The following is a 12,958-nucleotide window of genomic DNA, read 5'->3' on the forward strand; positions in this document are numbered from 1 at the left end:
ACAAGTCTGACGGGTATAACATCAGGAACGAGACCAGGATGCAGCAACTACAGAATGTTATTGAAACCGCCTTCGAGCGTCGTGCCGATATTACTCCAGCCAACGTAGATACCATAACGCGCGAAGCGATTAACCATGTGATTGACCTGCTGGATACCGGCGCCCTGCGAGTGGCAGAAAAAATTGACGGCCAGTGGGTAACCCACCAATGGTTAAAAAAGGCAGTATTACTGTCTTTCCGCATCAATGATAACCAGGTTATGGAAGGCGCTGAAACCCGTTACTACGACAAAGTGCCAATGAAATTTGCTGGCTATGATGAAGCTCGTTTTCAAAAAGAAGGCTTCCGCGTAGTGCCTCCGGCTACCGTGCGTAAAGGTGCTTTCATTGCCCGTAATACTGTCCTGATGCCTTCTTATGTCAACATTGGTGCTTTCGTTGACGAAGGTACGATGGTCGATACTTGGGCAACCGTGGGTTCTTGCGCGCAAATTGGTAAGAATGTTCACCTGTCCGGTGGCGTAGGTATTGGTGGTGTATTGGAGCCATTGCAAGCTAACCCAACCATTATTGAAGACAACTGTTTTGTTGGCGCACGCTCAGAAGTGGTTGAAGGGGTTATCGTCGAAGAAGGCTCTGTTATCTCTATGGGCGTATTTATCGGCCAAAGCACCCGCATCTATGATCGCGAAACCGGTGAAGTCCATTATGGCCGAGTTCCAGCAGGCTCAGTGGTCGTTTCAGGTAGTCTGCCATCGAAAGACGGCAGCTACAGCCTGTACTGCGCGGTTATCGTGAAGAAAGTCGATGCGAAGACCCGTGGAAAAGTCGGTATTAATGAGTTATTGCGTACCATAGACTAAGATTATAGATAGCGGGCTAATCCCCGCTATTTTTTTGCCTTGAGCATTGTATATTCAACGTAAATGAAGCTGTAAACGGCTTCAAATGTATAAGATATCGCCTGTAATCACATATTTTGGCGAAACTTACCGTCATAATCATAAACTGTGGAATATAAAACCAAAAAGGTGGCGCTATGTATGACAATCTGAAAAGTTTAGGGATCACACAACCAGAAGATGTCGATCGCTATAGCCTGCGTCAGGAGGCCAATAACGACATTCTGAAAATTTACTTCCGCAAAGATAAAGGCGAATTTTTTGCTAAGAGTGTGAAATTCAAATACCCACGCCAGCGTAAAACAGTGGTTGCTGATAATGCGGGTCATGGTTACAAAGAAATCAATGAAATTAACCCTAACCTACGTTATGTCATTGATGAACTTGATCAATTATGCAAACGTGATCAAATTGAAGTTGATTTGAAACGTAAAATTTTGGATGACTTACGTCACTTAGAAAGCGTTGTTGCCAATAAGATTTCTGAAATCGAATCTGACTTGGAAAAGCTGACCAGCGGCCGCTAAATCTGGTAGGAATTTTTATCTATCTAAAATTATTGGAGTTGCAGGTCAGTGAATATTGCAATCACTCCTGCAACACCAAATTCGAACACCGAGTTATTGCTGAAAAAGTGCGACTTATTGCAGCAAATGCCCCCACTGTTCTACCCACGGCGCTGAAACCACTTCTGGCTCAGGATGTTCAATGGCATCAATTTCCAATCTTTCGCCAATTCTTGTCGCACCCTGCTCTTGCAGTAATTCGTCAAACGCCCGCCCAGCGCCACAGAAATTATCATAACTGCTGTCACCCAGCGCAATAACGCCATAGCGCAGTTCTGGCTGAAACCCAACTTTATCTCGTACGGCGACAAAAAGTGAGGCAATGCTGTCTGGAAAATCACCCTGCCCAGTGGTTGAGGTCACCACCAGCACATAATGTTGACGATAATACTGCCAAGCTTCTAATGTCCCCTCATCAAACACTTTTACCTCGTGCCCCTGCTCTTTCAGTATATTCTCAGCTTCTTCTGCAACTAGCAGCGCATTACCGTAGACAGTGCCGACAAAAATCCCGACCTGGGCCATAAAAGATATTTCCTTTTGACTAAAAAATTAATTCACTATCCTGACCCGCGGGCGCTGGAAACTCAACCCTTTCAAGATGAGGGGCAATACCCAACCAACCAAAATGTGACATCAACTGTTGCCAAGATTCATCCCAGCGCGCAGTCAGAGTCAGAGGCTCGCCAGTGACCGGGTGGTTCAGTTGCAAATGACTGGCATGCAGCATCAAGCGCGAACAGTCAAAATGCTGCGCAATACCCCGGTTCTGACGTAGGTCTCCGTGGGTGCTGTCACCGATGATAGGATGGCGAATATGTGCCATATGCCGACGAAGTTGATGTTTACGACCTGTTTCCGGCTTCAACTCCATTAAGCTGAAACGGGCTGTATCATAACGCCCAATCGCCACGGGGACTTCTACTTGAGCCAAGGGCTGATAATGAGTGACTGAAGGCTGAGGGGCTTTATCGGGTCTGGCAAATTTGTCCGCGATTTTATCCAGCTCTTCCGTCATTTCATAATCAATAGTGCCATCGTCTAAGACATATCCACGGACCACCGCATGATATGTTTTTTGGATTTGGTGTTGCTCAAATTGTATTGACAGAGTGCGTGCCACATCACTGGATAACGCCATCAACAACACACCCGATGTTGGGCGATCCAAGCGATGGACGGTATAGACATGCTGACCAATCTGGTCACGCACGGTTTGCATCACAAATACGGTTTCATTGCTATCTAGCCAACTGCGGTGCACCAACCAACCTGCGGGTTTATTAACCGCAACGATATGCTCATCTTGATAGAGTATTTCCAGCATTAGTCACTTTCTTTATTTAGCAAATCATCAAGGCGCTGTAATTCAACCAGCAGTACTGTGCAATCTGGGCGGCCATCACCACTCAGGGCCTCTTCAAAATAAGGGGTGATCGCAAAACGTGTTGGGAGTGGCCCTCTTGATTCCAGCAATGCATACATCCGAGGAATTAATACCCATTGCAGCCACTGTTCTGCATCCATGGTATCAATGCTGAAAGGCTCATTACTTTCAAAAGCTTCTGCTTGTGGCGGCACAGTCTGCCAGAGATCGATTTCCCGCATAGCAAACTCGATATTCTGTAGGCTCTGACGCACCTGATTTTCTGTATTCATGATTATGCTCTCAACCCAAAAAACAACTATTCGCCAAGCTGGCTCAACGGCGGCCAAGCATACCATTGAAGCAGGAGATGCCCAAACTCCCACCCCAGATTACAGGCTCGGATTAAGCAAAATACAGATAAAAAAAGGGGTACTGTTTTACCAGTACCCCTCGATTCGTTTCATAGCAATCCAGCTAAAAGTGATGCTCCCTGCTCGTTCCTTGAAAACTTTTCCGTGCGGTTATCCTAACCAGCAATCCGTCGCGTTCTGCTACACCATCCCAGTGCCAATCCTAAGGTTATCCTAACCCACCAATCATCCTGAGTTGGCTCTCAATCTCCATCCTGGAGGTGTCCTTGGTTTCATCCGGAAACATCCCTTCACTCATCCTAAGCAGTCCCTGTGTTCTTCATCCTGAAGTCGCACCATCCTGATGCCATCCCTCTCCGCCAGATCCTATCCAGCGAATAAAGGATCGCTTAATCAACAAAGGGAGACAAGGTACTGTAAGGATAATGAGATGGGCGAGTTTATTTATGAAAAAATGAATATTTATAACAAAATGATTTTATTGAAGATAAATCCAATACAATAATTTCACATAAAAAGAATAGAAGTGATGTCTCACAGCCGGTGTGCGAGATCTCTCACACCGGCTCTGTATGAATAAACAATAACCATCTATTTATTCAGGCATTACTGGTCGTAATGCATCCAAAAAATGAGCGAGTGTTGAAGCCAGCAATGTTCGTTTACCACTCCCAAACTCCTCAAGTATCACATTACCACTCACATTACAGAGTGAGGCCATGGTCATTTCAGATTCTGTGGTCGCTAGAAACAGTGTCGGCGACAGCTTCAATCTTTTTTGTGTCACTAAATGACCAATCAGATTCTCTTGCAAGCGGATAAAATCATCTTCGCTCCATACTTGCAGCAAGGTAAAGCGGCGATCACCCAAATCTGCGGTCATATCACCCGCATATTGCTGGGTATAAAACTCATGAATATCTGGATGAAGTTGAATTTCCAGTGCCCGTTCAATGTTGGCGAGTGTCGCATCGGCAACAAACGGCTGAGGTAACCAAAATACTTGTGAATCCTGCGTGTTCACTATGCAGGGTGAAGGCACCCCATATAGCTCTTCGCTCGCCGGGGGATGCCCTGATTGCTGCTGCCACAAATCAATATAGCGTTGAGTAAAGCTATTGAGTGCCGTTGAAACATTCTGGTCCATTCTTACTCTCAGTATTGCGGCGACTTGCGCTGCACCAAAGTGGGGAACCCGACTTTCAGAAATGCAGTTAAACGCGGCATAAATTGATAAACTGTCGCTATTGTACCTATCTCTTATCATGGAAACAGCATGTCTTCATATCAAGACCATCAGGCTCTGGCGGAACTGACGCTGGGCAAGCCAACCGCTTACCGCGATCACTATGACGCCAGCTTACTTCAAGCTGTACCACGTAGCATGAATCGTGAACCTCTCGGTTTATATCCAGATAACCTGCCCTTTCATGGCGCGGATATCTGGACTTTATATGAATTGTCTTGGCTAAACAGCAATGGCCTACCGCAGGTTGCCGTCGGTGAAATAAGTCTGAATGCAGATAGTCTTAATCTAATTGAATCCAAAAGCTTTAAACTCTACCTCAATAGTTTTAACCAAACCGTTTTTGCCGATTGGGAAAGTGTACGAGCCACTTTGCAGCAGGATTTGGCCGCCTGTGCACAAGGTGATGTCAGCGTCTCGCTATATCATCTGGACGAAATAACCCACCAACCCATTGCCAATTTCGCTGGAGAGTGTCTGGATCAGCAGGATATCCGTATCGAAAACTATGAATTCAGTGCTGATTATTTGCAGGATGCGGCGGGTGAAAATCGAGTAGAAGAGAGCTTAGTCAGCCACTTGCTCAAATCTAACTGTCTGATAACCCATCAACCGGATTGGGGCTCAGTACAAATCAGCTATGCCGGCCCACAGATTAACCGCGAAGCACTGCTGCGCTATCTGGTCTCTTTCCGCCACCATAATGAATTCCACGAGCAGTGTGTCGAACGTATTTTCACTGACATTATGCGTTTTTGTCAGCCCGAAACCCTGTCAGTCTATGCTCGTTATACTCGCCGCGGAGGGCTAGATATCAATCCATGGCGTTCTAATACTGATTTTGTGCCTTCTACCGGGCGTTTAGCACGGCAATAAATGCGGGCATGTACGCAAGATTACAGCTCGAACACGTTAATATTGGTAAAAAACGGCTGGCAACGTTAAGGTTAATTACAGGATCTTCATGCTATTTTCAGCTGAAAATGCCAGTAATGGATACTTAGAGGGCTATCTGATATTCCACGGAAAAAAGAAGACAGCGCTCTGATACACAGGTACTAGCACCCTTCAGGGGTGTAAAGGAGTAACTTTGATTACACATGTCAGCCCACTCGGCTCAATGGATCTGTTGTCACAGCTCGAAGTGGATATGCTCAAGCGTACAGCAAGCAGTGATCTGTACCGTTTATTTCGTAATTGCTCATTGGCCGTTCTTAATTCCGGTAGTCTGACCGATAATAGCAAAGAGCTACTATCTCGATACGAAACCTTTGATATCAATGTGTTGCGTCGTGAACGAGGCGTAAAACTTGAGCTGGTTAATCCACCAGAACATGCATTTGTTGATGGTAAAATCATCCGCTCACTACAGGCAAACCTGTTTGCCGTCTTGCGCGATATTTTATTTGTGAATGGTCAAATTGTAAGTGCTGAACACCATCAGCATCTGAATACCGAAAGCTCCAGCCACTTGACCAACTTGGTCTTCTCCATCCTACGTAATGCCCGCGCGCTGCATATTGATGAAGAACCTAATATGGTTGTTTGTTGGGGTGGGCATTCAATCAATGAAGTCGAATATCTATATGCCCGCAAAGTTGGCAGCCAACTCGGTTTACGGGAGTTAAATATCTGTACTGGTTGTGGGCCAGGAGCAATGGAAGCCCCCATGAAAGGGGCTGCGGTGGGCCATGCTCAACAGCGTTACAGACAAGGTCGCTTTATCGGTATGACAGAGCCTTCAATCATTGCAGCCGAGCCACCAAATCCACTGGTTAATGAATTGGTTATCATGCCAGACATTGAAAAGCGGCTGGAAGCCTTCGTCCGTATTGCTCATGGGATCATTATTTTCCCTGGCGGCGTAGGTACGGCTGAAGAGTTACTCTATTTGTTAGGGATTCTGATGAATCCGGCCAACAGCGAACAGGTGTTGCCGCTGATCCTGACCGGGCCAAAAGAGAGCGCGGATTACTTCAGGGTCGTGGATGAGTTCATCATGAATACGCTGGGTGATGAGGCGCGTAAATACTATAAAATTATTATTGATGATCCAGATGAAGTCGCCCGTCAGATGAAAAAAGCGATGCCATTGGTCAAAGAAAATCGCCGTAATACTGGCGATGCTTATAGCTTCAACTGGTCCATCCGTATCGAACCTGATTTGCAACATCCGTTCGAGCCAACACATGAAAACATGGCCAATTTGGATTTATCCCACAATCAACCGCCCGAAAAACTGGCCGCAGCATTACGCCGTGCTTTCTCTGGGATTGTGGCCGGCAACGTCAAAGAAGTCGGGATCCATGCTATTGAAGCTCATGGGCCGTTCAAATTGCACGGTGACCCACTACTGATGAAGCAAATGGACCAACTGTTGCAAGGCTTTATTGCCCAGTATCGAATGAAATTACCGGGTAGTGCTTATACACCTTGCTATGAAATTTGCAGCTAGAGAATAAATAACTTCACCGGGTGGTGCTTGCACTGCCCGATATCACTCTGCCTTAATAACTGTTCAAGACAGGTCATGCAAATCCACCTTCTTATTGTTGATGCCCTTAACCTAATCCGTCGCATTCATGCGGTACAAGGTTCACCCTGTGTAAATGCCTGCAAGCACGGGCTGCAACAATTAATTCAGCACAGCCAACCGACTCATGCCGTCGCCGTTTTTGATGAGGATGATCGTTCTGATAGCTGGCGTCATCAATGCCTTCCCGATTACAAAGCGGGCCGTTCGCCGATGCCAGATAATCTGCAACAGGAAATGCCCCTTATCCGTGAAGCATTCACTTCATTAGGCGTTAATTGTTGGCATTCGCCGGGCAATGAAGCCGATGATCTGGCCGCTACATTGGCAGCAAAGATAAGTGGGGCCGGGCATCAGGTAACCATCGTTTCTACTGACAAAGGCTACTGCCAACTGCTCGCGCCGAATGTGCAGATTCGAGATTATTTCCAAAAACGCTGGCTAGATATACCATTTGTAAAACAAGAATTTGGTGTATTACCACATCAATTGCCAGATTACTGGGGACTGGCTGGGATCAGTAGCAGCAAAATTCCTGGGGTCGCCGGTATCGGAGCAAAAACGGCAGCGCTATTACTGCAACAAGCCAGTAGTCTGGAGGAACTTTATCAGGGGCTGGATTCTATACCGGAAAAATGGCGTAAAAAACTGCAAGAACATCAAGAAATGGCTTTTATTTGCAAACAAATAGCCACACTAAAAACTGATTTGCCCTTAACTGGCAATTTGCAGCAGTTGCGTTTGAATAAATAATATCAGCTTATACCCAATAGACTTTGAGTTGCAGGTAGGTGGTAACAGAGTGAACTCGAGGAGTTCAGATAACGCAATGACTTGAGTGAATGAATGCAGCCAACAAACCTGCAGTTTGAAGATAGCGGTTATATAAAAGCGAAGGGATCCATTGATCCCTTCTTTAAATATAACACTACGCCAACGTTATTGAGCTAGTTACGCTCATCTCGGCGGCCAGGCACGCCTGACCAGATTCGCCGTACATGTACCGTAACTTCTTCACGGTCATGATAAAGTTGCTTGGCCTGAATATGCGCGTTGATGCCATTTTCTTTCAGTTGCTCATCCATCATTTCCAGATTCTCTGAAACAACTTCAAAACGCTTTTTCATCGGTAACTTCAGATTGAAAATAGCTTCACGGCACCACCCGTTAACTAACCACTTAGTGATAAGTTGGGTCACCTTGGCCGGTTTCTCGACCATATCGCATACTAACCAGTAAATATTGCTGCGCGTTGGCTCATATTTAAAACCATCAACGCGATGATGTGTTACCTGCCCGGTATCCATCAGACTTTGTGCCATTGAGCCATTATCAATAGCCTGAACCATCATGCTGCGCTGCACTAATTGATAAGTCCAACCACCGGGGCAAGCCCCTAAATCAACAGCATGCATACCACTAGCTAAACGCTCGTCCCATTCATCCGCGGGGATAAATACGTGGAAAGCTTCTTCCAATTTTAAGGTCGAACGGCTTGGTGCCTCTGAAGGGAATTTAAGGCGTGGAATTCCCATATAGAACGGCGAGTTATTGTTGCTATAAGAATAACCAACATAGCAACAACCAGAGGCAATAAAGAACACATGCACAACTGGACGATGAGGATTCTCACGGGCAGAGAGAATTTTCTGTTCACGCATAGCATTACGCAGCGGCACTGTCAGCTTACGACAGAACTTAAGTAACTCTTTGCTTTCATTAGTATCTGCAACTTCAACACGCAGTTCGCCCGCTTTTTCAATAACCCCCACCAACATGCCAACAATAGGTGAGACGCGATCTTCTGGCGGTAAATCTTTTAATAACTCACCCACCACCATCATCTGGCGGGCGAAGATCAATTCACGGAATGGGACTTCACGAATCAGACGATCCGCATCTTCCAATTGATAGCATTCAAACAACACATAACCGCTATTTTCTTTGACTCGCGCAAAGCCAAAGATCTCAAGTTGGGCTGCCTTAGCAGTAATCTCTGCCGCACACTCTTTCTCAAAGCCAGAGCGGCAATACAAAGCAATCTTATTATTCATGGCGTTCTGCCCTTTTTCTTAGACGCAGCGCGCCAATCAACATCAAAATCCATCCCGCCAGAAAACATACTCCGCCAATTGGCGTGATATATACCCACAATTTCAGGTGTGATAGAGCCAGGCAGTAGAGACTGCCGCTAAAGAGTAGTGTTCCAAGTGCTAACAAGGCTCCACTCCAATAAAACCAAATACTTATCTGCCGTTGCATGGCAACAGCCAGTGCCAGGATTGCCAACGTATGGAACCCCTGATACTCCAGCCCGGTACGAATCCAAGCCATCTCATTTGGCCCCAAAGAGGCATTCAATACATGGGCACCAAAAGCGCCAAAAGCCACATAGAAAAACCCGCTCAGGGCGGCAAATATCAGCATTAAACGACCATTCATCGTCATTAACCTTAAATTAGATAGAGTTATCGTTAAATCGCCTAGTGATAATCAAAATTAGTTGTCATAGCGAAAGCGTAACTTTTCCTGTTCGCTAGCAGCTCTTGCCAGTATCCACTGACGAAAGGCGGCTATTTTACCCAGTTCTGCCTGACTGTCATGACAAACCAGATAAAAAGCATTTTTACTTACCAGCACATCATTAAACGGACACACTAATCGCCCGGCTTCGATCTCGGACTGCGCCATCACGTTATTCACCAGCGCAATACCTTGCCCATGAACAGCGGCCTGAACCACCATCGCACTGTGGCTAAATATCGGGCCTTGTTGCACATTAATTTGTGGTACACCCAGTTGACGGGTATACGCCATCCAATCTCGGCGGGAAGTATCATGCAATAGGGTGTGATAAGCCAGATCTGATGGCACTTTTAACCCATGTTCGCCCATTAACAGGCTCGGTGCGCACACGGGAAGCAAGAATTCGGCATATAAACGTTCAGTGCGCAAGCCGGTCCAATTTCCTCGGCCATAAAATATCGCCACATCCACATCATCGGCAAGTTTATCTTCTTCACGGTCAACGGCTTGGATTCTGACATCAATACCGGGATAAGCCGCATTAAATCCAGACAGGCGAGGAACCAACCATTGGATAGCAAAACTAGGGGGAAGGCTGACGGTCAGGGCACCTTTCGCACTGCGCGCCTGTAATTTTCGCGTGGCTTCATTGATGGAAGTAAAAATCTCTTTGATATCGAGATAGTAACTCTGCCCCTCTTCGGTCAGTAATAAAGAGCGATTACGGCGACGGAACAGTTTTAGTCCAAGAAAATCTTCCAGTGACTTTATCTGGTGGCTAACAGCCGCTTGAGTGACAAATAATTCATCAGCAGCTTTAGTAAAACTCAGGTGGCGTGCGGCCGCATCGAAAACCCGCAGAGCATTCAGTGGTGGTAATCGTTTTGACATGAATTGGATACTTTTTTATAACGGCTCATCGCGAGATGAAACCCTTTGTTTACTTATTAGTTTTTGTAATCCGAGACATTATAAATTGTCCGTTGAGGATGTGCCAGTAAATACCTATAGTGACGGCACTTCCCAAGCCGGAACGAAAAGTAGGTTTAGTATCCAGGTACTGAAATGCTTTTGGCTTTGTGGTTGTGATGTTGTGTTTGCAAATGGTCTGGTGTACCAGACATAGTAGCCAAGCTACTGTTTTTTTTCACTTCCTGTACATTTACCCTGTCTGTCCATAGTGATTTTATGCAGCACCGCAATTTTTGCGGTGCTTTTTTTTTGCCCTATTTTGGGGCTGACTTATGTTCAATAGACCTAAATGTAAGCGCCCGCTTTATATTGCACAGAGCAAAAGCTTAAATTTAAGTAGTACGAAGGGGATCAACTAATTACCTTCAGCCATCTCTTTCACTTCTGAACGATTAATTTGCTGCTCAGTGCCATTGGCATCGGTATAGCTTATCATCCCTGTTTCATCATCTACTTTAGGTTTACCATCAGCAACGATAGTGCGACCATCATTCGTGTGCATAACATAGTTGCTTGAACAGGCTGCTAAGGTAAAAGTGAGCATAAGTGCAGAAATTACGGCAGCTGTCTTTTTCATGGGTGACTCCTTGCAGATTAAAATGCTGAAAAACTCGTTTCCATTACCAGACAAATGGTTATGTCCGTTACTATTCAGCATAACTCGCTCATGTCATATTGCCAGCCATCAGGGCCATTAGTCGGCTGATTATGGGCAAAATGAGACAGTTCCGAAGCCAATTAAAGGATATAAACAACAATATGAAGGCTTTTAATCCAACAGATTTTCGCCAGGAATTCCCGGCAATCAACGACGAAATAATCTATCTGGACAGTGCAGCAACAGCGCTGAAGCCACGCGCCATGATTGAGGCTACTCAGCTGTTTTATCAGCAAGATTCTGCAACTGTGCATCGTAGCCAGCATCAATCGGCGCTATCATTGACTGTTCGTTTTGAAGAAACCCGCCAACAGGTAGCTGACTTTATCAATGCGCCGGATGCAGAAAATATCATTTGGACACGAGGGACAACTGAGGCCATTAACTTAGTAGCACAAAGCTACGCTCGGCCTCGTCTACAGGCAGCGGATGAAATCATTGTCAGTGAAGCAGAACATCATGCGAACTTAATACCCTGGCTTATGGTTGCCGAACAGACCGGGGCCAAAATAGTTAAATTACCCATCGGTCCGGATAATCTGCCGGATTTACAGCAATTGCCACGGTTACTCAATAAGAAAACTCGGCTCTTAGCGCTGGGGCAGATGTCTAATGTGACTGGTGGTTGTCCGCAGTTGGCTCAGGCCATTGAACTCGCCCATCAGTATGACTGCATTGTGGTCGTGGATGGTGCACAAGGTATCGTTCATAGCCCCGCCGATGTTCAAGCTCTTCATATTGATTTTTATGCATTTTCTGCCCATAAATTATATGGACCAACAGGCATTGGTGCCCTGTACGGCAAATCTGAATTACTGAGCGAAATGCCCGCATGGCAAGGCGGCGGGAAAATGCTGACACATGCTTCATTCAGTGGTTTTACTCCTCACGAAGTACCATACCGTTTTGAAGCGGGTACGCCCAATATTGCTGGTGTGATTGGTCTCTCAGCAGTTCTCAGTTGGCTCGAACATATTGATTTGGAAGAGGCCGAAGCTTATAGCCAAAGTTTAGCCACCTTAGCCGAGAATAAACTGGCTAACTTGCCGGGTTTTCGTAGCTTCCGTTGTCAGCAATCAAGTTTACTCGCGTTTACATTTGATGGTGTTCACCACAGCGATTTAGTGACGTTGCTCGCCGAACAAGGTATCGCACTGCGAGCTGGGCAACATTGTGCCCAACCATTAATGGCCGCGTTGGGCGTGAGTGGTAGTTTGCGTGCATCTTTTGCCCCCTACAATACCGAGAACGATGTTGAAGTCCTGTGCTCTGCAATCACCAAAGCGCTCGCGCTATTACAAGATTAGGCGCTAACAGCTTATAATTTCGAATAATTTAACTAACCATAAAATGAGAAGATGATGATTGCTCCACACCCATTTGGCCACGATATTACCGCAGCTCATCTGCTTGAAACATTCAGTGCTCAGAAACAGTGGGAAGATCGTTATCGCCAGTTAATCTTGCTCGCCAAGCAATTACCACCACTGCCTGAGTCATTAAAGCAAAATGAGTTGGAACTCACAGGATGTGAAAACAGAGTGTGGCTTGGGCATGAACGCCTGCCAGACGGCAGCTTACATTTCTATGGTGACAGTGAGGGGCGGATTGTTCGTGGATTATTGGCAGTTATTTTAACGACTGTAGAAGGCAAAACTCCAGAGCAGGTATTGGCGCAAGACCCCTTGATACTGTTTGATCAATTGGGATTACGCCAACAGTTAAGCACTTCACGTGCCAGCGGTTTACAGGCGCTGGCACAAGGTGTCCAAACCATTGCCGAAAAATACACTAACTAATTGAAGTAACAAGATT

The 12,958-nt window shown here is 45.9% G+C and carries 15 protein-coding genes; 7 read left to right on the top strand and 8 right to left on the bottom strand.

Annotation, left to right across the window (positions count from 1 at the left end):
- Window positions 1-38 precede the first annotated feature (38 nt).
- Both dapD and HUZ92_RS18365 read left to right on the top strand, forming a co-directional pair.
- A complete protein-coding gene (gene dapD / locus HUZ92_RS18360; protein WP_145579471.1) occupies window positions 39-863 on the top strand; it encodes a 2,3,4,5-tetrahydropyridine-2,6-dicarboxylate N-succinyltransferase in 825 nt (274 codons plus the stop codon).
- A 176-nt stretch (window positions 864-1,039) separates the two neighbouring features.
- Complete coding sequence (locus HUZ92_RS18365) at window positions 1,040-1,429, top strand: DUF3461 family protein (RefSeq protein ID WP_005276087.1); 390 nt, start codon at window positions 1,040-1,042, stop codon at window positions 1,427-1,429.
- A gap of 114 nt (window positions 1,430-1,543) precedes the next feature.
- Here HUZ92_RS18365 and HUZ92_RS18370 read toward each other — a convergent pair whose 3' ends face one another.
- From HUZ92_RS18370 to syd, 4 genes are all read right to left on the bottom strand, one after another.
- Entirely contained in the window at window positions 1,544-1,993 is a 450-nt protein-coding gene (locus HUZ92_RS18370) for a flavodoxin (RefSeq protein ID WP_145579472.1), read from the bottom strand.
- A 19-nt stretch (window positions 1,994-2,012) separates the two neighbouring features.
- A complete protein-coding gene (gene truC / locus HUZ92_RS18375) occupies window positions 2,013-2,795 on the bottom strand; it encodes a tRNA pseudouridine(65) synthase TruC (protein ID WP_050098108.1) in 783 nt (260 codons plus the stop codon).
- The gene (locus tag HUZ92_RS18380; RefSeq protein ID WP_050098107.1) at window positions 2,795-3,127 is read right to left on the bottom strand and encodes a YqcC family protein; all 333 of its coding nucleotides are present in this window, start codon (window positions 3,125-3,127) and stop codon (window positions 2,795-2,797) included. Before HUZ92_RS18380 ends, truC begins: the two co-directional genes overlap by 1 nt.
- Before the next feature lie 676 nt (window positions 3,128-3,803).
- Window positions 3,804-4,355 (bottom strand): SecY-interacting protein, encoded by a 552-nt coding sequence (syd, locus tag HUZ92_RS18385; protein ID WP_050098105.1) that lies wholly within the window; start codon window positions 4,353-4,355, stop codon window positions 3,804-3,806.
- A 129-nt stretch (window positions 4,356-4,484) separates the two neighbouring features.
- Here syd and queF point away from each other — a divergent pair, with 129 nt between their 5' ends.
- The 3 genes from queF to xni all read left to right on the top strand — a co-directional run bounded on the left by queF (window position 4,485) and on the right by xni (window position 7,740).
- Window positions 4,485-5,330 carry an NADPH-dependent 7-cyano-7-deazaguanine reductase QueF gene (queF, locus tag HUZ92_RS18390; RefSeq protein ID WP_050098104.1) on the top strand — a complete coding sequence of 282 codons (846 nt, stop codon included), beginning with the start codon at window positions 4,485-4,487 and terminating at the stop codon, window positions 5,328-5,330.
- Window positions 5,331-5,544: 214 nt separating this feature from the next.
- Complete coding sequence (gene ppnN / locus HUZ92_RS18395) at window positions 5,545-6,909, top strand: nucleotide 5'-monophosphate nucleosidase PpnN (protein ID WP_050098103.1); 1,365 nt, start codon at window positions 5,545-5,547, stop codon at window positions 6,907-6,909.
- A 75-nt stretch (window positions 6,910-6,984) separates the two neighbouring features.
- On the top strand, window positions 6,985-7,740 hold the full coding sequence (gene xni / locus HUZ92_RS18400; protein WP_050296113.1) for a flap endonuclease Xni: 756 nt from the start codon (window positions 6,985-6,987) through the stop codon (window positions 7,738-7,740).
- 194 nt (window positions 7,741-7,934) lie between these two features.
- Here xni and rlmM read toward each other — a convergent pair whose 3' ends face one another.
- From rlmM to HUZ92_RS18420, 4 genes are all read right to left on the bottom strand, one after another.
- Window positions 7,935-9,041 carry a 23S rRNA (cytidine(2498)-2'-O)-methyltransferase RlmM gene (rlmM, locus tag HUZ92_RS18405; RefSeq protein WP_050098101.1) on the bottom strand — a complete coding sequence of 369 codons (1,107 nt, stop codon included), beginning with the start codon at window positions 9,039-9,041 and terminating at the stop codon, window positions 7,935-7,937.
- Entirely contained in the window at window positions 9,034-9,429 is a 396-nt protein-coding gene (locus tag HUZ92_RS18410) for a DUF423 domain-containing protein (protein WP_072086527.1), read from the bottom strand. The genes rlmM and HUZ92_RS18410 overlap by 8 nt, the downstream gene beginning before the upstream one ends.
- A gap of 57 nt (window positions 9,430-9,486) precedes the next feature.
- Complete coding sequence (locus HUZ92_RS18415; RefSeq protein ID WP_050098100.1) at window positions 9,487-10,404, bottom strand: transcriptional regulator GcvA; 918 nt, start codon at window positions 10,402-10,404, stop codon at window positions 9,487-9,489.
- 436 nt (window positions 10,405-10,840) lie between these two features.
- The gene (locus HUZ92_RS18420; RefSeq protein WP_032910246.1) at window positions 10,841-11,062 is read right to left on the bottom strand and encodes a YgdI/YgdR family lipoprotein; all 222 of its coding nucleotides are present in this window, start codon (window positions 11,060-11,062) and stop codon (window positions 10,841-10,843) included.
- 182 nt (window positions 11,063-11,244) lie between these two features.
- Between HUZ92_RS18420 and csdA the strand changes: the two genes are divergently transcribed.
- Window positions 11,245-12,450 (top strand): cysteine desulfurase CsdA, encoded by a 1,206-nt coding sequence (gene csdA, locus HUZ92_RS18425; protein WP_174846874.1) that lies wholly within the window; start codon window positions 11,245-11,247, stop codon window positions 12,448-12,450.
- A 51-nt stretch (window positions 12,451-12,501) separates the two neighbouring features.
- The gene (gene csdE, locus HUZ92_RS18430; protein WP_050098098.1) at window positions 12,502-12,942 is read left to right on the top strand and encodes a cysteine desulfurase sulfur acceptor subunit CsdE; all 441 of its coding nucleotides are present in this window, start codon (window positions 12,502-12,504) and stop codon (window positions 12,940-12,942) included.
- The last annotated feature ends 16 nt before the right edge of the window (window positions 12,943-12,958 follow it).

It is taken from the genome of Yersinia vastinensis (assembly GCF_902726565.1).
In the GTDB taxonomy this organism is placed as follows: domain Bacteria; phylum Pseudomonadota; class Gammaproteobacteria; order Enterobacterales; family Enterobacteriaceae; genus Yersinia; species Yersinia vastinensis.